Origin of the sequence: Micromonospora sp. FIMYZ51, from assembly GCF_038246755.1 — a bacterium.
Lineage (GTDB): Bacteria > Actinomycetota > Actinomycetes > Mycobacteriales > Micromonosporaceae > Micromonospora.
Map to the genome: position 1 here is coordinate 6,996,296 of NZ_CP134706.1, position 22,799 is coordinate 7,019,094.

16 protein-coding genes and 1 pseudogene are annotated in these 22,799 nt (G+C 69.6%); 9 read left to right on the top strand and 8 right to left on the bottom strand.

Annotation, left to right across the window (positions count from 1 at the left end):
* Positions 1-208 precede the first annotated feature (208 nt).
* The 5 genes from QQG74_RS31370 (at position 209) to QQG74_RS31390 (ending at position 5,536) form a co-directional block, all read left to right on the top strand.
* Positions 209-2,719 carry a bifunctional diguanylate cyclase/phosphodiesterase gene (locus QQG74_RS31370; RefSeq protein WP_341718215.1) on the top strand — a complete coding sequence of 837 codons (2,511 nt, stop codon included), beginning with the start codon at positions 209-211 and terminating at the stop codon, positions 2,717-2,719.
* Between the two features lie 13 nt (positions 2,720-2,732).
* Positions 2,733-4,055 carry a glycosyltransferase 87 family protein gene (locus tag QQG74_RS31375; protein ID WP_341718216.1) on the top strand — a complete coding sequence of 441 codons (1,323 nt, stop codon included), beginning with the start codon at positions 2,733-2,735 and terminating at the stop codon, positions 4,053-4,055.
* Entirely contained in the window at positions 4,052-4,684 is a 633-nt protein-coding gene (locus QQG74_RS31380; protein WP_341718217.1) for a phosphoribosyltransferase, read from the top strand. The genes QQG74_RS31375 and QQG74_RS31380 overlap by 4 nt, the downstream gene beginning before the upstream one ends.
* Positions 4,685-4,703: 19 nt before the next feature.
* Complete coding sequence (locus QQG74_RS31385) at positions 4,704-5,078, top strand: zf-TFIIB domain-containing protein (protein WP_341721469.1); 375 nt, start codon at positions 4,704-4,706, stop codon at positions 5,076-5,078.
* Between the two features lie 131 nt (positions 5,079-5,209).
* Positions 5,210-5,536, top strand: a complete 327-nt coding sequence (locus QQG74_RS31390; protein WP_341718218.1) for a maleylpyruvate isomerase N-terminal domain-containing protein — start codon at positions 5,210-5,212, stop codon at positions 5,534-5,536.
* Positions 5,537-6,504: 968 nt separating this feature from the next.
* Here the strand turns inward: QQG74_RS31390 and dnaB are convergent.
* The gene (dnaB, locus tag QQG74_RS31395) at positions 6,505-9,024 is read right to left on the bottom strand and encodes a replicative DNA helicase (RefSeq protein WP_347344060.1); all 2,520 of its coding nucleotides are present in this window, start codon (positions 9,022-9,024) and stop codon (positions 6,505-6,507) included.
* A 410-nt stretch (positions 9,025-9,434) separates the two neighbouring features.
* Here dnaB and QQG74_RS31400 point away from each other — a divergent pair, with 410 nt between their 5' ends.
* Positions 9,435-11,189 (top strand): hypothetical protein, encoded by a 1,755-nt coding sequence (locus tag QQG74_RS31400; RefSeq protein WP_341718220.1) that lies wholly within the window; start codon positions 9,435-9,437, stop codon positions 11,187-11,189.
* Positions 11,190-11,328: 139 nt separating this feature from the next.
* Here the strand turns inward: QQG74_RS31400 and rplI are convergent, their stop codons facing one another.
* The 4 genes from rplI to rpsF form a co-directional block, all read right to left on the bottom strand.
* Positions 11,329-11,775: a 50S ribosomal protein L9 gene (gene rplI, locus QQG74_RS31405; protein ID WP_341718221.1), complete on the bottom strand. Its 447-nt coding sequence runs from the start codon at positions 11,773-11,775 to the stop codon at positions 11,329-11,331.
* Between the two features lie 14 nt (positions 11,776-11,789).
* A complete protein-coding gene (rpsR, locus tag QQG74_RS31410; RefSeq protein ID WP_007073789.1) occupies positions 11,790-12,029 on the bottom strand; it encodes a 30S ribosomal protein S18 in 240 nt (79 codons plus the stop codon).
* Between the two features lie 41 nt (positions 12,030-12,070).
* A complete protein-coding gene (locus QQG74_RS31415; protein WP_341718222.1) occupies positions 12,071-12,601 on the bottom strand; it encodes a single-stranded DNA-binding protein in 531 nt (176 codons plus the stop codon).
* Between the two features lie 78 nt (positions 12,602-12,679).
* Entirely contained in the window at positions 12,680-12,970 is a 291-nt protein-coding gene (gene rpsF, locus QQG74_RS31420) for a 30S ribosomal protein S6 (protein WP_013736576.1), read from the bottom strand.
* Between the two features lie 550 nt (positions 12,971-13,520).
* Between rpsF and QQG74_RS31425 the strand changes: the two genes are divergently transcribed.
* Both QQG74_RS31425 and QQG74_RS31430 read left to right on the top strand, forming a co-directional pair.
* Positions 13,521-14,312, top strand: a complete 792-nt coding sequence (locus QQG74_RS31425) for a deoxyribonuclease IV (protein ID WP_341718223.1) — start codon at positions 13,521-13,523, stop codon at positions 14,310-14,312.
* Entirely contained in the window at positions 14,309-16,690 is a 2,382-nt protein-coding gene (locus tag QQG74_RS31430; protein ID WP_341718224.1) for a hypothetical protein, read from the top strand. The genes QQG74_RS31425 and QQG74_RS31430 overlap by 4 nt, the downstream gene beginning before the upstream one ends.
* 31 nt (positions 16,691-16,721) lie before the next feature.
* On the opposite strand, the gene QQG74_RS31435 is transcribed toward QQG74_RS31430, so the two are convergent.
* The 3 genes and pseudogenes from QQG74_RS31435 to QQG74_RS31445 form a co-directional block, all read right to left on the bottom strand.
* Positions 16,722-18,296, bottom strand: a complete 1,575-nt coding sequence (locus QQG74_RS31435) for a glycosyltransferase 87 family protein (RefSeq protein ID WP_341718225.1) — start codon at positions 18,294-18,296, stop codon at positions 16,722-16,724.
* A gap of 141 nt (positions 18,297-18,437) precedes the next feature.
* Positions 18,438-21,318, bottom strand: a pseudogene (locus tag QQG74_RS31440) (transglycosylase domain-containing protein).
* 199 nt (positions 21,319-21,517) lie between these two features.
* Positions 21,518-21,982 carry a DUF5318 domain-containing protein gene (locus QQG74_RS31445; RefSeq protein WP_341718226.1) on the bottom strand — a complete coding sequence of 155 codons (465 nt, stop codon included), beginning with the start codon at positions 21,980-21,982 and terminating at the stop codon, positions 21,518-21,520.
* Between the two features lie 173 nt (positions 21,983-22,155).
* On the opposite strand from QQG74_RS31445, the gene QQG74_RS31450 reads away from it, so the two are divergent.
* The gene (locus tag QQG74_RS31450) at positions 22,156-22,794 is read left to right on the top strand and encodes a PadR family transcriptional regulator (protein ID WP_341721470.1); all 639 of its coding nucleotides are present in this window, start codon (positions 22,156-22,158) and stop codon (positions 22,792-22,794) included.
* Positions 22,795-22,799 lie beyond the last annotated feature (5 nt).

The window sequence follows — 22,799 nt, forward strand, 5'->3', positions numbered from 1 at the left end:
CTGCGTATTGTCACATTTATTCTGGCTTGACCGACCTGCCACGACTTAACGTCTTTCTCGTCACCGCAGGAAATCTCCTCGGAGAGCTGGGGCTTGAGATTCAAGGAGGCTGGCATGCGCGGCAACGACTGGGGATGATCTGTTTCTCGGGACTTCGGACCGCTGACGGTAGGCTGTCACCACGGTGGAGTCGGCCGTCAGGAGTGGCATGATCCATCTCTTGAAACGAGACAATGAGACCGATCGGCGGCTCACGCTGCTAGTCGGTCTCGTCGTCGTGGCCGCTGCGGCGGCGGTGGTGGTCTCAAGCCTGGTGGCGTCCGCCGCACCCCTGACCACCCCCCTCAACGAGCTCTCCGCGCTGGCGATGTTGATCTTCTTGAGTGCCGTCGGCACCCTGGCCAACACGCCCATCCGGATCCGGTCGACCAAGCACCTGATCAGCTGGAACGAGACCGCACTGGTCATCGCCCTGGCGCTCGCGCCGACCTCCTGGGTGGTGCTCTGCACCGCTGCCGGCGTGGCCCTGGCCTCCCTGCAACTGCCGCCGATCAAGCTCGCCTTCGGCGTCGGGAAGAACATCCTGATGGCCGTCGGCGCCGGTGCTGCCCTCAACGCCACCGGCTGGGAGGGCCTCGCCGGCGACCCATGGCGACTGATCGCACCACTCGCGGTGGCCTACCTCGTCGCTGTCCTGCTCGACGAGATCCTCGCGATCCCCGTGATCGCCCTGGCCTCCGGCACGCCCATCTTCCAGAGCTTCCGCAACAACCTCGACCTCAGAGTCGCGGGTTACGTCGTACGCTTCTTCGTCGCCGTCGGCAGCCTGCTCATCCTCCACGCCGACCCCCGGCTCCTGCTCGCCGTACCACCGCTCGTGCTCAGCCTGCACCTCGCCTACTCCACCCGGGTCCGCGGCCGCACCGAGCAGCAGGCATGGCAGCGACTCGCCCAGACCACCGACGCACTCAACGTCGTCGAACTGGACGCGGTGCTCACCACCGCGGTCACCCGGGCCGCCGAACTGTTCTCCGCCGACGAGGTGGAGGTGGAACTCCGCGACGGCGCCCGCCTCGTACGCGGCGGCTCCGACCGCGTCGACTACGACGGACCAGCCGGCGAGGCACCCGCAGCGCCCGGCGCGGTCGTCTCCGCCCGCCTCGAAGGACACGACAGGTCCGTCGATGTGGGCGTGCTGCGGCTGCGCTTCCACAGCCCGGTGCAACTCAACGAACGAGAGCGCTACACCCTGCACACCTTCGCCTCGGCACTCTGCACGGCGGTACGCAACGCCCAGGCGTACGCCGAACTCGCCCGGGTGGCCCAGGCCCACGCGCACGCCGCGGCACACGACGCCCTCACCGGCCTGGCCAACCGACGCCACCTGCTCGACGAGGGCAACGAACAACTACACAACCGGCACGCCGACGGAGTCACCGCGCTGGTGCTGATCGACCTCAACCACTTCAAGGAGGTCAACGACACCCTCGGGCACGCCGCCGGTGACCAGACGCTGATCCAGGTCGCCGAGCGGCTACGCGCCGCCGCCCGCGCCGGTGACCTGGTGGCCCGACTCGGCGGCGACGAATTCGCCGTACTCCTGCGAGCCCTGCCCGCCCCCGCGGTGGCCGCGCACCGCGCCGAGACCCTGCTGGCCGCGTTGCACGAGCCGTTCGACATCGACGGCATGCGAATCAGCGTCGAGGCCAGCGGCGGCATCGCCATCGCCCCGTCCGCAGGTGGCATGGTCGAACTGTTGCGCCGCGCCGACGTCGCGATGTACCAGGCCAAACGCGCCGGCCAACGGATCGCCACCTACCTGCCGGCCCGAGACACCGCCGACCTCGGCCGGCTCACGCTCGGCGGCGAACTACCCCGCGCCGTCGCCGACCAGGAATTCACCGTGAACTTCCAGCCGATCGTCGACCTCGGCACCGGCGAGGTCATCGCGGCCGAGGCACTGGCCCGGTGGCGCCACCCCACCCACGGCATGATCGACCCGCTGCGCTTCCTGGAGGCGGTCGAGCGCTCCGGGCTGCTCCCCGCCTTCGCCGAGGCGATCCTCGACCAGGCGTTGATCGCCGCCGGCACCTGGCGCGACGCCGGCTTCGACGTCCCGGTGGCGGTGAACGTCTCCCCCCGCAGCCTGCTCGACGCCCGATTCCCCAGCGCGGTGCTGGCCCGCCTACGCGCCCACCACCTGCCCCCCGACCGGCTGGTGCTGGAGCTGACCGAAACCCTCACCCTCAGCCAACTCGACGTCGTCGACCAGGTGCTCACCCGGCTACGCGACTCCGGCATCCGGCTCGCCCTGGACGACTTCGGCACCGGCTACTCCTCGCTCTCCCTGCTCTCCCGGATCCCGGTGCACCAGCTGAAGATCGACCGAAGCTTCGTCACCGCGATGGAGTCCTCCACCGAAGCCGCCGCCATCGTCCGCTCCACCCTCGATCTCGGCCGCAGCCTCGACCTGGCGGTGGTCGCCGAAGGAGTGGAACGGGAGGCCCAGCGCCGGGCCCTCTGGGAACTCGGCTGCACCGCCGGCCAAGGCCACCTCTTCGCCCGGCCTCTGGCCACCGGAACGCTGCTGGCGGCACTCCACCGGGGCGCGGGCGGCCGTCCCGGCGTCCTCGCCGCTCCGCTACACGATGCCGGGGCGGTGGTCCGGCTACCTCCCGGCCGCCGACCGGGGGCCCGCAACCGCCATCAGCCGGCCTGACACACTCGACCGAATGCGCACCGGCACCGCGACCGATCTCCGCCCCCGCTGGTGGCACCGAATCGACTCCGCTGGCGGCGGCCTCCCGCTCGACCTCGGCCTCTACGCCGCCTCGGCCGCCTTCGCGGCGGTCACCGCCGCCACCTCCACCCTCACCCCGCACCGCGCCTGGGGCAGCATCGCCGCACTGGGCTACCTCGCCGCCACGCTCGCCGCAGCCAGCCAGCTCCTCCTGCGTCGCCACCGGCCGGCCGCCCCGCTCGTCGGCGTACCGGCCCGCTGGCTGGTCGCCGCCCTGGCCTTCGCCGGCACCGCCGTGGCGCCCCTGATCGCACAGGCCGTCCAACGAGCCGCCGGGCGGACCGATCGGGCACAGGAGGAGGTACTCGTCGTCGAGGACTCCGGACGACGACTGTGGGAAAGCGGCACGCCCTACCTCGGGCCGGACGCGATCGCCGCGCTGCACCCCGACGACCAGCTCCTCGGCTACACCCCGTACCAGCCGGGCATGGCACTGTTCGGGCTACCCCGCGCGCTGGCCGACACCTGGTGGACCGACGCCCGGGTCTGGTTCGCCATCGGCACCACGCTGTTCCTCCTCCTCGCCGTGCGCCTCCTCCGGCGACCCCGCACCGCCGGCCCGACCCGGCACGACGCACTCCTGCTCCGCGCCGTGCAGGCCGCCACCGTCCTGCCGATCTGCGCGCTCACCCTGGCCACCGGGGGCGACGACCTACCCGTACTCGCGCTCTGCCTGCTCGCCCTCGGCTACGCCGCCGCCGCACGTCCCGGCCGCGCCGGCATCGCCGTCGGACTGGCCGGTGCCCTCAAGCTCTTCGCCTGGCCGGTCGGCCTGGTGCTGATCATCTGGGGCATCACCCGCCGAGCTGGCCTGCGGGTCGCGGTCGGCGCGCTGGGGCTACCCGCCGCCGCACTGCTGCCCACCCTGCTGGTCGACGCGGAGGCACTGGTGGAGAACGTGCTGCGGTTTCCACTCGGGCACGGCCTGGTCGCCAGCCCAGCCCAGTCACCCTTCCCCGGGCACCTGATCGCCAGCACGCTGCCGGCCGGCCGGACGATTGCCGGGGCGCTGCTGATCGGCACCGGGCTGATGATCGCCGTCCGGCTCGCCCGCCGTCCGCCCCGCACCGCCCACGCCGCAGCGCTGATCTGCGGGTACGGGCTCCTCGCGGCCATCCTGCTGATGCCCACCACCCGCTTCGGCTACCTGCTGTACCCGATCGCGTTCCTACTCTGGGCACCCGCGCTGGCACCTCCCGAGATCCGGCAACCGGCGAGCGAAGAGGGCCGGCGGAGCGTAGACCTGAAGGCATGACCACTTACCGCGACCGCGCCGAGGCCGGCCGGGCACTTGCCGACCGGCTGGCCGCACTGATCGGCGAACCCGATGTCGTCGTGCTCGGACTGGTACGCGGCGGCGTGCCGGTGGCCCGAGTCGTCGCCGAACGGCTCGGCGTACCACTGGACGTGCTGGTGGTACGCAAGCTCGGCATGCCACTGGCCCCGGAGGTCGCCTTCGGGGCACTTGGCCCCGGCGGCGTACGCGTCCTCAACGACACCGTCGCCGCCCAGGTCGACCCGGCGGACATCGCCGAGGTCCAGCATCGCGAGCAGGCAGAGCTGGACCGGCGGGAGCGGCTCTACCGAGCCGGCCGCCCACCGCTGGACCTGGCCGGTCGCACCGCAGTCATCGTCGACGACGGGCTCGCCACCGGCGCGACCGCCCGCGCAGCCGTTCAGGTCGCCCGCCAACTCGGCGCGCACCGCGTGGTGGTCGCCGTTCCGGTCGGCTCCGACGAGGCGTACGAGATGCTCGCCGCCGAGGCCGACCAGGTGATCTGCGCCCAACGACCACCCGACTTCGGCGCGGTCGGGGCATACTACGACGACTTCCACGAGGTCTCCGACGAGGAGGTGACGGCCGCGCTGGCCGCTGCCGGATGAACCGACCAGGTACCTTCGGATAATGAGCCTGACCTGTCCCAAGTGTCACGGAGAAATGCGCCAGTACGAGCGCAGCGGCGTCGTCATCGACCAGTGCGGCGAGTGCCGGGGCATCTTCCTCGACCGTGGCGAGCTGGAGAAGCTGTTCGAGGCGGAGGCCAACTGGAGCGCCCAGCAGGCCCCGCCGCCCCCACCCCAGCCCGCCGCACCGCGCGGCGGCTACCAGCCGCCGCCCGCACCCGCGCCGCACCAGCCCGGCTACGGCGCCGTGCCGCCGCCCCCACCGCCCGGCTACCCGGCCCCGGCTCCGGCGTACGGCCATCAGCACTACGGCTACCACGGCCACTACCGTCGGAAGAAGCGCAAGAGCTTCCTGGACGACATGTTCGGCTGAGCCTGGACAGCCGGCACCCCAGCTGACACGTCCCCCGGTGACCGGGCCGCCACCCTGGCCGGCCCGGTCACCCGGCCCCACCGCCGTGCGTGGCCCGAGCCGACCGGCCCCAGATGTGGGACGCTGCCGGTATGGGGTCCCGAGGTTCGCACATCGCCCTGGCCAACGCCTACCACGGCGTCACCGAGGCGGTCGCCGACCTCGACGACGCCGACCTGCAACGGATCACCCGGTGCCACGGCTGGCTCGTCGCCGACCTGCTCTTCCACCTGGTCTGCGACGCGCAGCGGGCGCTCGTCGCACTGGCCAGCCCCGCCGACGCACCGGCTACCGTGGACGCGGTCAGCTCGGTGTGGCACCCCGCCGACCGCCCTATTGGGACGACCACGAGTACCTCCTCAAGGCCACCGGGTCTCACGCACTCAGCGACCTGGAACGCCGGCAACTCGGCCACCTGACCGACCGCTTCCCGGTGCTCGGCTGAGGACTCGCTGAGGCTTAGCGCATGCCGTATTGGCGAGAATCTCCTGAGCGATCGCCGCTTTGCGCGGCAGGGCGACACTTGCGCCGACGTAGAGCAAGGAGACTATTTTCTCAGCCGGATTGCACGTCGTCCCTACTGTATAAATTGTCTTGTGGGAACGTACCGTGAGGTTGCGAATCTCGTGATCCTTGAGAAAGTCCACGAAGGAAGAAAGTAAGCGCCGACTCCCCACGAGCCTGAACTGGGGAAACTTCAAGCTGCTCGACCTGCTTCTCGGGTACAAACCAAGCGACCCATCCCCATCGACTACTCCACGCCAGAAATCTCGGGAGGCACACAATTGATTATCGATCTCACCTTGGTACCTGCCGAGCGTAATCACGCGCTCCGCTAGTTGCTAAGAGCGCACCGAGAATTGGCATGATCCGTGGGTCGGACTTGGCGCCGAGATGCTGCTAGTTGATCCAAGGAAGGACCACAGCGAACGCAAATGATCACTATCTTTCACTGCCAGCCCGACGGATATCTGCGGTAGATGACCAGCACGGTAGGCTACGCAGCCGTCCGCAAAGAGGAAACCAAGCCAGTAACTCGCCTCGGGTGTCAAGTCATCGAATGCGTCATGGTTCAACGTGTGCACCGTTTTTCGCAGGGTTACTCCCCGACGCAGCAACAATCCACGCATGCCCGGTTCCGTGAAGCCGAATCTCCTCGCCAACTCCGCAAGAGGCAGCCCTTGCAGATACAACCGGACGGCTTCGGCGCGTTGCGGCTCGGCCAGCTTAGCCCTCGTTCGAGCCGGGATCCCGCGTCTACGAAGGAGCCCTCGGATCGCCTGCCTGGTTACGCCGTATGACGTTGCGATCGCTGTGAGGCTTTCGCCACCAGCCGCACGATGAACCGCCGCTATCTGGTCCGGCGACAACCGGTTTTCGAATCGGCTCACACGATTGCCATGTCCACGAATCTCGACAGGTGTAGCTGGGCTGCCACGGTCACCGTATCGGTCGGACCATTCCTGTGTTTGGCGATTATAAAATCCGCTTCCCCGGCCCGCGGCGACTCTTTGTCATAATAGTCGTCACGGTGCAGAAGGATGACAACGTCGGCATCCTGTTCTATAGACCCCGATTCGCGCAGATCGGACAATTGGGGGCGTTTGTCGGTACGCTGCTCGGGGCCACGATTCAGCTGACTTACCGCGATGACCGGGCACTCGACCTCCTTGGCCAGCAGTTTGAGGCCCCGGGACAGGTCCGCGACCTCCTGCTGCCGGCTCTCGGTGCGCTTCGGCGAGGTCATCAGCTGGAGGTAGTCGACCACGATCAATTTGAGGTCGTGCCGCTGCTTGAGCCGGCGGGCCTTGGCCCGGATCTCCATCAGGTTCATGCTCGGCGTGTCATCGACGAAGAGCGGGGCCTCGCTGATCTCGCCCATGCACCGGGCGAGCTTGGTCCAGTCGTCGTCGGAGAGCTGCCCGCTGCGCAGCACGTGCAGGGGCACCCGCGCCTCGGCGGAGAGCAACCGCATGACGATCTCGACCTTGCTCATCTCCAGCGAGAAGATCGCCGCCGCCTGGTTCGCTCTGATAGCGGCGTTGCGCGCGAAATCCATGCTCGCGGTGCTGTTGTGAGTCGGGATCATCGACCGACCGGCCAGGTACAGGTGGTCCTCGTTGTCGACGGTCACGCAGCGGACCGGGACGCTCGGTACCGGACGAACATCAACGATGTACCGGCTGCCGGTCCGGGCGCTGCTGTCACCGCGCCGACGCGCCAGGTGCACCTCACGCTTCCGCGACAGGCCGAACACCTCGTCCGTTGTCGTGAAGTTCAGGGTGTATGCGATGGAGGACTCGCAGGTTCGGCCCTGCACAACCTTCCGGGTTACCGAACAGCGATATCCCAGGCTGACAACCAGCTCGTAGACGTCGTCTGCCAGCCGCAGCGCCGTCGTGGTGAACTGCACGTCGCCCGACGCGCCGACGGTGCCGTCGGTGTCCAGCAGTCCAGCGAGAAGTGCGCGGCGCTGTCGCTCACTGGCGCGAAGGTACTGGCGGGGAATGTGCTTGTTGTTCAGCACTCCGGCTGACCGCAGTAGCTCCGCGTCGGCGGTCGTTATCCGGCTTCCCGCACTGTGCCCGTCCGCGAGCCACGCACCCAGGGTGTACGGCGCGACCGGAAGGAGCCGTTCCGGCAACTGGATGGGCTTGGCGTTCACCACGGCGTGGTTCAGTCGGCGGTCAGTGCTCTGCGTCCTGAGCGTGGCCATGATCTGCTCAGTGGTCACCACCTGGGACTGCCGTGCAGCCACTATGGCTGCGTCCCAACCCGCTACTCGGTTCAGCAGCGCGCCATACCGGTCGCGCACCGGGTGGACGCGGGGAGCAGGGGTGGTTACCGCTGTCCGGTACCCCCGGACAGCGGTGACCATGTCGCCGGCAGCCGGACCAGCCGCAAGGCGACGCAGTTGATGCCCGGCTTCCGGTGACCGGTTGAAGGTGCGGGGGGCTGCGGCAACACCCCGCCGCATGGCCCTGGTTGTCGTCTTCCACAGGTGCTCGGCATCAGCGACGATTGTCGACCCGTCAGAGAACTCAACTTCATAGCAGGGGCGGTCATAGCGTGTCTCGAAGGCATCGGTGACGGTCGTGGGCAGGCCATCAGCGCCGAGAAGCTGATCGCCCACCTGCACGTCACCCATGGTGGTCCAGCCGGTCGGGGTCGGCAGCGGTGTGTCGAGCGCCAGCGCCTTGCCGAGGCCAGGCCGCCCCGCCACGATGATCAACTGACCGGCGTGCAGGCCGTTGAGCAGGCGGTCCAGGTCGGTGAAGCCGGTCGGTACGCCGGTCATCACGCCGCCCTGGGCACCGACCGCCTCGATCTCGTCGAGGGTCGGTTGGAGCATGTCGGCGAGGACGGCGAAGTCCTCGCTGACCCGGCGCTCGGTCACGTCGTAGACGGCCTGCTGGGCCAGGTCGACGATGTCGTCGACGTCGCGGCTGCCTCCGCCGCCCCCGGTGCCGTAGCCGAGCTGCACGATCCGGGTGCCGGCCTCGACCAGCCGCCGCAGCACGGCCCGCTCGCTGACGATGCGCGCGTAGTAGGCCGCGTTAGCGGCGGTCGGCACGCTCGCGATAAGCGTGTGCAGGTAGGGCGCGCCGCCGATCCGGGCCAGGTCGCCGGAGTCCGCCAGGGCTGCCGCGACGGTGATCGCGTCGGCTGGTTCACCCCGGCCGTAGATCTCCAGGATGGTGTCGAAGATGGTGGCGTGCACCGGCCGGTAGAAGTCGTTGGTCTTGAGGATCTCGACGACGTCGGCGATGGCGTCTTTGGACAGCAGCATGCCCCCGAGGACGCACTGCTCGGCGGCGACGTCCTGGGGTGGCGTCTTGTCGAACTGGCCATCGCGGGGTGGCGGGCCGGAGGGTGGTCCACCGCCAGGGAACGACTCCGTCCGCATGTCGTCGGTGACCGACACTCGGGCCCCCCTCCACTGCGTCGGATCGGTTCCAGGCTTATCGCCCGGGTGCGACAACGTCGACCGTCCGCGTCGATCGGGGGCCATCGGGCGGCCGGTCGGGGGCTAACCATACGGAACCCGAGGTCAGCCACTCAACCAGGGCGGTGGACGAGCCTCGGGACAACCTGTGGATGCCGGTGGGTGAAGGTGTGTGCAGGCTGTGCACAGGATGTGGATAACCGATGGGGAATCTGGCCCCTCACGTCGCTGACCTGGGCAGGTACTATCCCCATGCTGTGGACGTAACTTTCGAGTAGGGCTTTGTCCTGATAGTCCCGTAGGATCTGTGCTCTACGGCTACACCTGGACAGCGGATTGCGCTTTCGGTTGAGAAGGGTCACGCTCCGGCCGTGAGTTACCGGGACTGGGCACGCGGGGAGGATGGCCCGCTCGAACGACGGTGGGCCGATCCCGTCGACCAGTCCCCGGCCGAGCGTTACGAGTCATCCGCCGAGCGATACCGCACCCCGAGCCGGCGCCGCGCCATCGAGCGTGGTCAGGATGAGCCGGAGGAGTCGTACCTGCCGCGCTGGGCGTTGGAGTCGGGCGTACGCAGTGTCGACGGTGGCGGCCGGCACGCCGCCCCGGACGACGACGATGACGACGACGACGCGGACCGACGGCGTTACGCAGGCAGTTGGCGCTCCACCGAGAGCGGCCGAGGCCGGCGGGACGCCGACATCGAGAGCCCCCGCAGCCGTTGGGCGGCCGACACCGAGACCGGCCGGAGCCGGCGGACGGCCGAGCCGAGTTGGCGCGATTCCGCTGCCGAGCCGGTGTCCGACCACACCCGGGAGTGGACCTTCGACCGCCCGTCGGAAGAGGGGTACGTCGGTAGCCGCCGGGCCGAGGAGGACGATCCGGTCTCCGGGGTGGCGCCCCGGAGCCGTCCCCGTCGGGCGCAGTCGCGCCGCCGCCAGGTGACCTGGTCGACGCTTGAAGATGAGGCGCAGCAGGCGGCTGACGCGGAGCCGGCCGCCGAGTCGCCCACGCGGCGCCGTAGACGGGCGGTCGAGCCGGCCGCCGAGCCGGCGGTGGACCCGTGGGAACGGGCGGCGGAGCCCTGGGAACGGGCGGCAGAGCCACGCAGCCGCGCAGCGCGGCCGGAGAGCCAGCCGGCGGTGGACCCGTGGGATGCTTCTGGCCTGCACGCCTGGCAGCAACCCGCAGGGGTCGACCGCCGCGCCGATGCGGAACCCACCGATCCCTGGGACGCCGACAGCACCAGCCAGTGGTTGCGGGCGGCCGACACGGACCAGTGGCTGGAGCCTGATCGGACGGGTCAGTGGCGGCAACCCGACGCGGACGCCACCGGCCAGTGGGAGCGCGATGCCGACGCCACCGGCCAGTGGGAGCGCGACGCCGAGGCGGCCGGGCAGCGCCGGCAGCCGGAGTCCTACCGGCGGTCCGGCCCGGACCGGTGGGATCGTACGGAGCCGCCGCGGTCGAGTGCGACGTCCGGCGCGGGACAGTGGTCCTGGGCGGAGTCGGCCGAACCGGAACCGGCGCGGGAGGGTTTCTGGCCGGGTACCCGGCTGGCCGGGGACGATCCACGTTGGGTTGACGCGAGTGCGTCCGCACCGCGTTCGCCGGTGGTCGGTTACACCGCGCCGCGTCCGCGCGCGGCACCACGGCGGCGGGCCGCGCCGGCTCCGCCGGTCCGGCCGGTCGGCATTGCGGCCGTACGGCGGGGAATCGAGGCGGTCGGTACCGGCAGTTGGAACCGTCGCCTGGAGGACGACCTGCTCGACCCGGATCCGGGTGGTCCGTGGCTGCCGCTGCTCTACACCGCGGCGTGCTACGTCCTGCCGGCGATGGTGATCTTCGTCTGGCTGTTGACGCTCGACGGCTCGCCCCCGGTGGGGTGTGTGACCGACATCAGTGGCGGTGGGTGCGACTCGCAACGGGCTCGGGCGTTCGGCGCGATGGTGGCGGGGATACCGCGCTTCGGGTTGGCGTTGGCGAGCAGTTTGGTGGTCGCGATGCTGCTGCGGCGAGTGGGTACCACCTGGAAGTCGACCACGATCGCGCTCGCCGCCGCGGTGGTCGGTGGCGGTCTGTCCACCGTGATGATCAGTGCGGTGACCGGTCAGCCCATCGGCTGATCCGGGCCGTCGGCTCGTCGAGGCGCGGATGGCGTACCGGGCCGCCGGGTCCGTGCGCCACTAGCTGGGCCATGCCGGGACGCGAGCGGGCCCGCACCGATGGACGGTGCGGGCCCGGTCACGAGCGGTCGGCGGGGTCTCAGCCCTGCACGACGTTGAGGTTGAAGGTGGCGGTCACCTCGGGGTGCAGCTTGATCCGCACCGGGTGCGAGCCGACGGACTTGATGTGTCCGCCCAGCTCCAGCCGGCGCCGGTCCAGCGAAGGACCACCGGCGGCCTTGACGGCGTCGACGATCTCGGCCGAGGTGACCGAGCCGAAGAGCCGACCGCCGTCGCCGGCGCGAGCCTTCAGGTTCACCTTGAGGCCCTCGAGCTGGCCCTTCACCTCGTTGGCGTGGTCGAGGTCGCGGATCTCCCGGGCCGAGCGGGCCCGCTTGATGAGCGTGACCTGCTTTTCCGCGCCCTTGGTCCAGGCGATCGCGAAGCCCTGCGGGAGCAGGTAGTTACGGCCGTAGCCGTTCTTGACCTCCACGATGTCGCCCGGGGCACCGAGCCCGGACACCTCCTGAGTCAGGATGATCTTCATGTCGGTGTCTCCTGTCAGCGGGCCGTCGCGGTGTACGGCAGGAGCGCCATCTCACGGGCGTTCTTGACCGCACGGGCGATCTGCCGCTGCTGCTGCGAGGTGACGCCGGTCACCCGCCGAGCGCGGATCTTGCCGCGGTCGGAGATGAACTTGCGCAGCAGCGCGGTGTCCTTGTAATCAATGTAGGTGATCCCGTCCTTGTCGAGCGGGTTCACCTTCTTCTTCGGCTTGCGCAGTGCCGCAGCCTTCGCCATTGCTCTTGCTCCTGGTTTACGATCACGGGCGCTCGGCGCCATTAGAACGGTGGCTCCTCATCGAAGTTGCCGCCACCCGAACGGGAGGGGGCTGGTGCAGCCGAAGCCCAGGGGTCGTCGAAGTTGCCTCCGCCGCCGCCCTGACCACCACCACCGCCGCTACCGAAGCCGCCGCCACCGCCGCCGGAGCGGGACATCTTCTGCACCTTCGCCGTGGCGTAGCGCAGCGACGGGCCGATCTCGTCGACCTCCAGCTCGATGACGGTGCGCTTCTCACCCTCGCGCGTCTCGTAGGACCGCTGACGCAGCCGGCCCGACACGATCACGCGGGCACCGCGTTGGAGCGACTCCGCCACGTGCTCTGCGGCCTGCCGCCAGACGGTGCACGAGAGGAACAACGGCTCGCCGTCCTTCCACTCGCCGGAGGCCCGGTCCATGAACCGGGGCGTCGAGGCGACCCGGAACTTGGCGACGGCTGCCCCGGAGGGGGTGAACCGCAACTCGGGGTCATCGGTCAGGTTGCCGATGACCGTGATGGTGGTGTCTCCTGCCATGACCATCTCCTCGCGCACTCATCCGTACGTCGTACAGGTTCCCAGAACCCTCCGACAGCACCGATGAGGCTTGTCCGGGTGGGGCGGGTGGAATGCTTAGCGCATCTCCGGCCGGATGACCTTGGTGCGCAGCACGGACTCGTTGAGCCGGAGTTGGCGGTCCAGCTCAGCCACGGCCTCCGGCGTCGCCTGGAGGTCGACGACGGCGTAGATGCCCTCGGCCTTCTTGTTGATCTCGTACGCGAGGCGCCGGCGGCCCCACACGTCGGTCTTCTCCACCGAGCCACCCGCGGTCCTGATCACGTTCAGGTACGTGTCGAGCGACGGGGCGACGGTGCGCTCCTCGAGGCTGGGGTCGAGGATCACCATGATCTCGTAATGACGCAAGACGTGCTCACCTCCTGTGGGCTAAGCGGCCACGGTCCTTCCGTGGCAGGAGGTCGTGCGTCGTGACCGTCCCGTTCCGGTGGACCCGGTCCCGGGAGCGGACAACCGGACCAGGATACCCGGCCCGGACGATCACCAGCAGCGAGGTTGGGGGCGCAACGAATCCGGGGGCCCGGTCGACCTCGCTGTCGACCCGGACCCCCGGATGGCATGACCGCGGGGCGCCTCGTCCGCATTCCTTGGGTGGGACCTGGGGAGGAACGACCACACCGATGAGGTTGGACCAGAGACGCCCCGCGGAGCTTTATCGCGTTGTTACCTGACGTTATCGCGGAAGCGGACGGACGATGGGGCAAATCCTGGAATTACCGACAATATTCTCGACTGGCCCAGAGTTGTCGATCCGGAGGGTTCGACCGGCCGGCTGGAAACGTCGGGCGTACCGGGTGTCGGATCCATCGGTATCAACGACTTTGGTCGCGGGCGGTAACGCGAGCCCACCCGACGGGCCTAACCCCGGCTGTCGCCCTCGCGACGTAGGCTCGCCTGCATGCGTATCGGAGCCCACGTCGATCCCACGGACCCGCTCGCGGAGGCGACCGCCCGTGCCGCCGACGCCGTGCAGTTCTTCCTCTCCGACCCGCAGGGTTGGAAGGCGCCGCAGCCCCGCGCAGACGCGGAGCGGCTACGCACCGCGGCCGTGGACATCTACGTGCACGCGCCGTACGTGGTGAACGTCGCCACCGGCAACAACCGCATCCGGATCCCGAGCCGGAAGCTGCTGCTCGCGCACGCCAAGGCGGCGGCGGCCATCGGCGCCAAGGGGCTGGTGGTGCATGGCGGGCACGTCAGTTCCGGCGACGACCCCGCCGCCGGGTTCGACAACTGGCGCAAGGCCCTGGCGTACGCGCAGGAGTCGGGCGGCTTCGGGTTGCCGGTGCTGATCGAGAACACCGCTGGCGGCGAGAACGCCTGCGCTCGCCGGCTGGACGCGATCGCCCGGCTGTGGGACGCCGTCGGCGACCAGCAGGTCGGCTTCTGTCTCGACACCTGCCACGCCCACGCGGGTGGAGAGGAACTCCTCGGCCTGGTCGACCGGGTGAAGGCGATCACCGGGCGGATCGACCTCATCCACGCCAACAACTCGAAGGACGGTTTCGGGTCGGGTCGTGACCGGCACGACAACCTGCGCGGCGGGACCATCGACCCGGAGCTGGTGGTGGCGGTGATCCGGGCGGCGGGGGCACCGGTCATCGTGGAGACGCCGGGCGGTGCAGCCGGGCAGAGTGGCGACATCGACTTCCTGCGCGGACAGCTCGGCGGGGAGACGTCGGCGCGATGAGGAAGGGCACGACCGGCGGCGACCGGGACAGCGCGGGCGCGGTCAGCGAGGACAGGTCCGACAAGAGCGGCGACCCCGACGGCGACGCCGGGAACGGGCGAGCAGCCAGCCAGGACGGACCGAAGAACGCCACCGCCGACAGCGGCACGACCACCCCGGCCGACAAGACCGGCGGGAACGGCGAGAGCGAGACCGGCGAGGGCGGAACCACCCCGGCCGGCAAGCCCGAGGCCGACAAGCCCAAGGCCGGCAAGCCCAAGGCCGGCAAGAGCGAAGCCGGCGGAAGCGGGGCTGACAAAAGCGGGCCCGGCGCAGCCGACAAGAGCGAGGGCGGGCCCGGCGCAGCCGGCAAGAGTGCGGCCGACAAGAACGAGACCGACAAGAGCGAGGGCGGGCCCGGCGCAGCCGGCAAGAGTGCGGCCGGCAAGAGCGAGGCCGACAAGGATGGGGCCGGCAAGAGCGAGGTGGGCGAGGACGGGGCCGCGGCGGACACCGTCGACAAGGACAAGGCTGGGCGATGGTGGCGGCGCTGGCCTGGCCGGCGTGGCAGCAAGGCCGACCAGGCCGGGTCCGGCGGGGACAAGGATCCGGCGGACGACGCCGAGAAGGATCCCTGGGCTTCCTTCGGGCCAGCTCCCGAGCCGGTACCGACCTGGTACGGACGGACGGGCCGGCGGATCGGCCGATTCCTGATCCACGAGTGGACCCTGGCCGCCCTCGGCTCGCTCGCGCTGGCCGTGCTGATGACCTGGCCGACGCTGCGCTATGCCCGGCACACGCTGCCGCAGGACTACTGGGACCCGAGCCTCCAGGCGTGGCAGATGGCCTGGTCCGGGCATATCCTGCTGACCGATCCCAGCCAACTGTGGCACGCGAACGCGTTCTTCCCGGAACGCTGGAGCTTCGCCTTCTCCGACACCCTGCTCGGCTACGCGCCGGCCGGCATGATCGGCATTGGGCCGGAAGCCGCGCTCGTCCGCTACAACATCATGTTCGTGCTGGCGCACGCGCTCGCCACGTTCGGCGCGTACGTGCTGGCTCGGCAACTCGGGGCGGGACGGGTCGGCTCCGCCGTGGCGGGGGCCAGCTACGCCTACGCGCCGTGGCTGCTGGCTCAGGCCGGTCACCTGCACGTGATCTCCAACGGCGGCATCCCGCTGGCGCTGGCCATGCTCGCCCGTGGCCACGGTTGGTCGTTGCGGCACGGCTACCGACCCGAGCGCCGGCACGAGGGCTGGGTCTACACCGGTTGGCTGGTGGCGACCTGGCAGCTGAGCCTCGGCTTCGGCATCGGCCTGCCGTTCGCGTACTTCCTCGCCGGCGCGGTGCTCGTGAGCGTCGTCGTCTGGTACGCGAAGCGGATTTTCCGGCGGGTGAAGCGGCCCTTCGGTCAGCGCCTCTTCGCAGCCGACGTGATCGGTGGTCTGATCTTCGCCGGGGCCGGCGTGCTGCTGGCCATGCCGTACTTCACCGTCACCCACCTGCATCCCCAGGCCGAACGCAGCATCGGCGACATCTCCGTCTTCTCGCCCCCGGTCAGCGGTTTCGTCACCGCCCCGGCGGAGTCGCGGATCTGGGGCGGGTTGCACGAGGGTGCCCGCTCGCTCCTGCCCTGGCACCCGGAGATGACCCTGCTGCCCGGCTTCGTGCTCTACGCGCTCGCCGCCGGTGGCCTGTTCTTCTCGATCTGGAAGGTCCGTCACCGGCTACTGCTGCTCGCCGGGGTGCTGGTGACGATGACGCTGTCGATGGGCACCGAGTTCTTCGGCGGTCGCTTCACCTACACGCCGCTCTTCGAATACCTGCCGGGCTGGTCCGGAATTCGTACGCCGGGACGGCTCATGCTGTGGGCCACCCTCCTACTCGGGCTGCTCGCGGCCGGCGCGGTCGCGGCGTTCGCCGAGCGGGTCCGGGAGATCTCGGCCGAACGGATCCCGTCCTGGCCGAGCCCGTGGCTTCGGTTGGCCACCCTGGTTCCGCTGCTGCTGGTCATCGCCGAGGGGACCAACACCACGCCGCACCCGGTGGTGCCACGGCAGCCGGCCGCCATGCGTACGGTCGACGGTCCGTTGCTGGTGCTGCCCAGCGGGCAGAACCACGACCAGCCGGTGATGCTCTGGTCGACGACGCGGTTCCAGCAGATCGTCAACGGGGGTAGCGGCTTCACGCCCCGCCAACTGAACGACGTACGCCGGGTCACGATGACCTTCCCCGACCAGGTCAGCGTCGACTATCTGCGTACCCTCGGCGTCCGCAACGTGTTGGTGCTGCGCAACCAGATCGCCGGCACGCCGTGGGAGGTCAGCATCAACGCGCCGGTCGACGCGTTGGGCATCACCCGCGAGGAGATCGGCTCGGTCGTCGTGTTCCGTCTCTAGCGGGTTTGCGGATCCAGCCGGCGGGCCGCCGTCAGGTGACGGCGGCGGGGGTCGGGGTCGGCGCGGACGCCGCACGGCGGGCCCGCCAGCGTTCCAGCCAGGGCGCGTCGGGGGTGCCGTCGAAGAGGCCACCGTCCGGGTCGTCGGGGTAGGTGCGCCGGACCGCGTCCCGCTCCGGGTGCAGGATCTCCCGTACGACCAGCACGCAGAGCGCCACCACCGTGGCCAGTCGCAGGCTGGCGGCCAGCACGAACACGCCCTCCGGGAAGACCGGGGTGCCGGTCGACGTGCCGAGCAACTCGCCGTAGAAGGCGACGAAGTAGCCGACCTCGGCCACCTGCCAGGCGAGGAAGGCGCCCCACTTGGGCCGGGCCAGCACCAGCAGCGGCAGCAGCCAGAGCACGAACTGCTGCGACCAGACCTTGCTGAAGATCAGGAAGGCGGCGACCACCAGGAAGGCGAGTTGGGCGAGCCGGGGCCGACGCGGAGCGAGCAGCGCGAGCAGGCCGATGCCGAGGCAGGCCAGCCCGAACAGCGCGTACGACACCCAGTTGAGGGTGGGAATGTTGGCGTCGAGCCACTGGAACGACCCCTGGCTGGCCGGGTCGCCCACCTTGCCGTCCAGGTAGCGGCCGATGTACCAGAGGGTTCCCCAGTCGATCGGGCGGGTGGTGTTGAGTTCGAAGAAGCGTCCCCAGTTCTCCCGGTACGGGATCGCCACCGGCAGGTTCACCGCCACCACCGTCACCGCGGCCGTGATGATGGGCAGGATGCCGGCCCAGACCCGGCCGGTGCGGATCGCCAGCACCAGGATCGGGCCGAGGATGAACAGCGGCCACAGCTTCGCCGCACCGCCGAGCCCGAGCAGCACTCCGGCCAAAGCGACCATCAGCATCCCGGCGTTGTTCCCGCCACCCGGCGGCGATTCTGCGCCTACCCGGGCACCGAGCCCTCGTCCGGTACGGGCCCAGGCCAGCAGTCCGAACGTGGCCAGCCCGATGGCGAGCAGGTCCCAGTTGACGGTGGCGGTGAGCAGCAGCGCGGGCGACAGGGCGAAGAGCGCGGCGTCCCACGGCCGCCGACGGCGCAGCGCCAGCAGCGCCGCCACCGTGGCCACCGCAAGCGCGCCGAGCACGAGGAAGTTGAGGTTGTAGAACCACTGCCCCTGGTTGATTTCGGGGTTGCCCTCGCCTACCGAGTGCACCGGCAGGCCGAGCGCTCCCATGAAGTACCCGGTGAGCACCGGGTACTCCACCGGGTGGTCGCGGTACGGCACCGCGCCCTGGTGCAGGTTCTCGGCGTAGTAGAGCGCCAGCACATCGGTGTAGCAGAACCGGGTGTACTGCTCGTTGTCCGTCCAGGCACCGTCCTGGCAGGGCGACTTCTGCACCCAGTGCAGGACCAGGGTCAGACAGGTCAACGCCAGCACGATCCGGGCTGCGGTCCAGAACCGGCGGCCCATACCGCTGGGCAGGTCACGGGCGACCGCGTGGTCGCCGAGCGGGCCACCGATGAGTCCGGAGAGTCCTCGGACGAAGCCGTCGGACCGGGACGGGTGATCGGGGACATCCGGTCCATCGATGCCTGGCGTCGACTGCGTGCTCATGACCGTGCATCCTGCCGTATCAACTGACCGGGCAGAAGCCGAAACCACCACCAACGCCGGATCGTCCCGACCCGTGGTGGCGTACGCGAAAAGCTGCGGGCGGCCGGACCTGAGGTCCGACCGCCCGCAGCTCGAAGAGAGCTAGTCCCGGTTGGTGGTCGCCGGTGGCAGCAGCCCGCCACCACCACCGCCGCCCGGCGGGGTGAAGGGGAAGCCGTCGGCCGGGTTGCCGGGACCGTTGTTGTCCCGACCGCCGCCGTTGTTGCCACCGTTGTTGTTGCCGCCGCCGTTGTTGCCGCCACCGCCGAGCTGGCAGAGGAGGTCGGTCGGCTCGCACTGCTGGCCGTTCTCCGGCTCCGGCGGGGGCGGTGGCTCGCCGTTGCCGGCGTCCTTGTCTCCGACGCCCGTGACATCGGGCAGGGGCGTCGGGTCGAAGCCCTTGAGGGCGTCGTCCATGTACCGCTTCCACAGCTGGGCCGGCATCCCGCCACCGCTGATGTTGCTCTTGTTCCGGTCGAGGATGGCCCGCTTCTTCATGTCGCGGCTACCGATCCACACCGCCGTGGCCACGTTCTTGTCGTAGCCGACCATCCAGGCGTCCTGGTTCTTGTCCGTCTTGGACAGTTCCCAGGTACCGGTCTTGCCGGCGGCCGGGCGGTTGGCCAGGCTGGCGTTGTTCTTGCCGGGGATCTCCTTGAGCACCCCGGTCACCTCGTCGGCGACCTCGGCGCGGATCACCTGCTTCGGCTCCAGCTTCTCGCCCGTGCCGCGGACCTTGTCCCACTTGCCGGTTGCCTTGTTCTGCTTCTCCACCTTCAGCACGAAGTGCGCCTTGTTGTACTTGCCGCTGTTGGCGAGCGTGGCCAGGCCGTTGGCGTGGTCGAGCACGGTGACCGGATACTGGCCGAAGGCGGCCACCCGGTCGAACTTGCTCGGCGCGAGCTCCTTGGGCTTGTGCTTCGTCAGGTCGTACGCCTGCACCGGCTCGACGGTCCACATGGTGCGGATGCCGGCCCGCCGGGCCATGTCGATCACCTTGTCCGTGCCGATCTGCTCCGCGATGTGGAAGAACGGCACGTTGTACGACAGCACGGTCGACTCCTGCAAGGTGCAGGACTTGTTACAGCTCTGCCGCACGTCCCGGCCGGCGTTCACGATCTCGTCGTCGTAGCCGTCCGGCTTGAACGGGGTGGCATCCCAGTACGACTTCACCGAGATGCCGGCGTCGATCGCCGCGGCGAGGGTGTAGATCTTGAACGTCGAGCCCGCCGGGTGACCGCCGACCAGGGCGCCCTTCTCATCGGTGTTCGCGCCGGCGTAGTCGAAGAAGGTGCCGTTGTCACCGCCGTAGTAGGCGAGCACCCGGCCGGTCTTCGGTTCGACCGAGACCACCGCCGCCATCAGGTTCTCCGGCTGGCCGTCGAAGATCGAACCCTTGCGGTCCGGCTGGGCCGCCTTCTCGGCCGCCTTCTGCATCTTCGGGTCGATGGTGGTGGTGATCCGGTAGCCACCCTCCCGCAACTCGTCCACGCAGCTCGGCTTCTCTGGCGCGCCCGAGTTGGAGCAGAGGCCCCACTCCTCCATCTCCTTGCGGACGTAGTTGACCACGTTGCCGCTCGGGGTGGCGACGCCGAAGCCGTTGTCCTTCTTGACCTTCTCGACCTTCGGGTACTCGGTCGGGCGTTCCGGCTTGCCGGGGGCGCCCAGCCAGCCCTCCTCGACCATGCCGTTGATGACGTACTCCCACCGGATCTTGGCGTCAGTTTCGTTGACGGCCGGGTCGTAACCCTGGTGGGTGTCGCTGGCGACCGGCTGCTTGATCAGCGCGGCGAGCACCGCGGCCTGTGCCGGGGTGAGCTTCTTGGTGGTGGTCTTGAAGTATGTCTGAGCCGCCGCCTCGATGCCGTACGCGCCTCGACCGAAGTAGATCACGTTGAGGTAGTTCTCCATGATCTGGTCTTTGGTGAAGTTGTCGTTCAGCTTGGAGGCGAGGATCGCCTCCTTCACCTTCCGGCCGTAGCTGTCGTCCTGAAGGTTCTCGTAGGCGTTGCGGGCGTACTGCTGGGTGATGGTGGAGGCACCCTGCCGGTCACCGCCGGAGAGGTTGTTCCAGGCGGCCCGGGCGATGCCCTTGTAGTCGACGCCGGAGTGCCGGTAGAAGTTGCGGTCCTCGGCGGCGGCGACGGCGTTGCGTACGTGCTCCGGGATGTTGTCGATGGTGACGAAGATGCGGTTCTCGGTGCCGAGCTTCGCCACCGGGGTCTTGCCGTCCTTCATGTAGATGGTGGTGGAGAGCGGCAGCGGGATCTCCTTGGGCAGCACCACGTTTGTCGAGTAGTAGGTGAACCCGACCACGCCGATGCCGGCCATCATGATGAAGACCGCGAAACCGGCGATCAGCATGTTCATCCGCTTGCGCTTGCGGGCCCGGGCCGCCGCCTTCGGGTCGCGACCACCGCGACCGGGTCCGATCGGACCGCCCGGTCCACCCGGCCCACCGGGTCCACCCGGGCCACCGGGTCCACCTGGCCCGCCGACGCTCGCCCGGGCCACCGCGGCCCGACCGCCCACGGACGCCGATCCGACGCTCGCCCGACCGGCGGAGGCCGCGCCGACGGCGGCAGCGCCGACCGAGGCCCGTCCCGGCGCCGGGCTCACCGGCACCGAGGCGCGACCGCCCCGTCCGGGCGCGGGGAGACCGGCACCGAGGCCCGACCGGGTGCCGCCGGGAAACCGGCACCGAGGCGCGACCCGGCCCGGCCCGACCCACCGGGGCGGCACCAACGGAGGCCGAGCCGGCTACGGGTCCGCCACGCGGCGGCACGCTCGCCGAGCCACCGACCGATGCTCGCCCGCCGACTGATGCGCGGGCCGATGGGCCGGCACCATCCGGCCCGGTCGACCAGTTGACTCCGCGCGGATCACCATCCGGGCGACGGTACGCGTCGCCCGCCGGCCCGTCGTCCTGGCCCGGAATCCGGGCCCGGCCGCGCGAGGAGCTGGGATCACCGTACGAGTTCATTCCTCACACCCTGCCGTCGCGGTGGGGCACTGTCGCGCCACCACCGGTTTGCCGTGAGTTGCGACACTCGCCGGCCAGGCACGGCGGTGCCGCGCCGACGAGTTCGGATCAGAATTATTGGGACTATTTGCCCGTACGAGCCATCGGTTGCCCCAGCCGGGTGGTACCCCACGGCCGGGGCCGGCCGATCGAGCTCGATTCACCGTTGCGCCTCTCGCCTTCGTCGCGCACCTGCTCCGCTGGCGGCGGCCACGCCGCTCGCCGTCTGCTGCTCCGACTCGCCGTCGGTGCCACCGGTCAGCCCGTCCCGCCCGAGCAGGTACTGCTCGACGAGATGGTTCCAGTCACAGCCGAGGCACACCTCCACCACGAAGACCTGGAACTCACGCAGCGTCATCGCCAGCACGGACAACTCGGCCACTGTACGGGCCTGGCCGGCGGACTGCTTGAGTTCGTCTCCGTAAATGTAGTGGACGTGGGTGAGGTTCTCACTCCGGCAGATCGGACACCGCTGGTCAGTGGGTTCCCCGTGAAAGCGAGCCGCGTTCTTCAGGTAGGGAGACGCATCGCACAGGTCATAGGTGCCGACACGTCCGGCGAGGAGTTCACGCAGCACCGCTCGCTTTCGGAGCGAGTAGTCGACCACCTGGCGCTGCGTACGCATGCGGCAAAGGGTACGCGGTCTCGTCAGGCGAGGCGACCACCGTGACAATCCGTGAGCAGGAGGTATCGGAGCGGGTGTTTGCTCCGGACCGGGCGAGACGCTACGGTGCGATGTATCGGTCCGATACATCGTGGTGGTTAGTGCTCCACGCACAGGGTAAGGGAAGGGTGGCCGTGCTCGAACTCGCCATCCTCGGCCTGTTGCAGGAGGCTCCGATGCACGGCTACGAGCTGCGCAAGGAGCTCACCGCCAAGCTCGGGGCGATCCGGGCGGCCATCAGCTACGGCTCGCTCTACCCCACCCTGCGCCGGCTTCAGGCGGCGGGCTGGATCGCCGAGGCCGCCGAGACACCCGCCACCGCCGAGGAGGTTCCCGCGCTGACCAGCCGACGAGGTCGGGTGGTCTACACCATCACCGCGGAGGGCAAGGAACGCTTCGCTCAGCTCATCGCACAGACCGGGCCGGAGACGTACGGCGACACCGGTTTTGGTGTGCACTTCGCGTTCTTTTCCCGAACCGACCAGGCGACCCGGCTACGCATCCTGGAAGGTCGCCGCCGCACCATCGAGGAACGCCGCGAGGGACTTCGCGACATGCTGGGCCGGGCGGCCGAGCGCCTCGACGCGTACACGCTGGAGCTGCAACGCCACGGCCTGGAGGCCTGTGAGCGTGAGGTCCGCTGGCTGGAGGAGCTCATCGCCAACGAGCGCTCCGGCCGTGCCCCGACGGTCCCGCAGGACGGGACGGCCGGCGGCCGACGAGAAGACAACAGCCCGCCTCCGCCTGGAGAGTCCAGGAAAGAGCGGCCGTGACAAAG

Excerpts from the sequence above, each read along its gene's own strand:
- QQG74_RS31370 (WP_341718215.1), top strand. The coding sequence starts at position 209 with ATGATCCATCTCTTGAAACGAGACAATGAGACCGATCGGCGGCTCACG.
- QQG74_RS31375 (WP_341718216.1), top strand. The coding sequence starts at position 2,733 with ATGCGCACCGGCACCGCGACCGATCTCCGCCCCCGCTGGTGGCACCGA.
- QQG74_RS31380 (WP_341718217.1), top strand. The coding sequence starts at position 4,052 with ATGACCACTTACCGCGACCGCGCCGAGGCCGGCCGGGCACTTGCCGAC.
- QQG74_RS31390 (WP_341718218.1), top strand. The coding sequence starts at position 5,210 with ATGGGGTCCCGAGGTTCGCACATCGCCCTGGCCAACGCCTACCACGGC.
- dnaB (WP_347344060.1), bottom strand. The coding sequence starts at position 9,024 with ATGCGGACGGAGTCGTTCCCTGGCGGTGGACCACCCTCCGGCCCGCCA.
- rplI (WP_341718221.1), bottom strand. The coding sequence starts at position 11,775 with ATGAAGATCATCCTGACTCAGGAGGTGTCCGGGCTCGGTGCCCCGGGC.
- rpsR (WP_007073789.1), bottom strand. The coding sequence starts at position 12,029 with ATGGCGAAGGCTGCGGCACTGCGCAAGCCGAAGAAGAAGGTGAACCCG.
- QQG74_RS31425 (WP_341718223.1), top strand. The coding sequence starts at position 13,521 with ATGCGTATCGGAGCCCACGTCGATCCCACGGACCCGCTCGCGGAGGCG.
- QQG74_RS31430 (WP_341718224.1), top strand. The coding sequence starts at position 14,309 with ATGAGGAAGGGCACGACCGGCGGCGACCGGGACAGCGCGGGCGCGGTC.
- QQG74_RS31435 (WP_341718225.1), bottom strand. The coding sequence starts at position 18,296 with ATGAGCACGCAGTCGACGCCAGGCATCGATGGACCGGATGTCCCCGAT.
- QQG74_RS31445 (WP_341718226.1), bottom strand. The coding sequence starts at position 21,982 with ATGCGTACGCAGCGCCAGGTGGTCGACTACTCGCTCCGAAAGCGAGCG.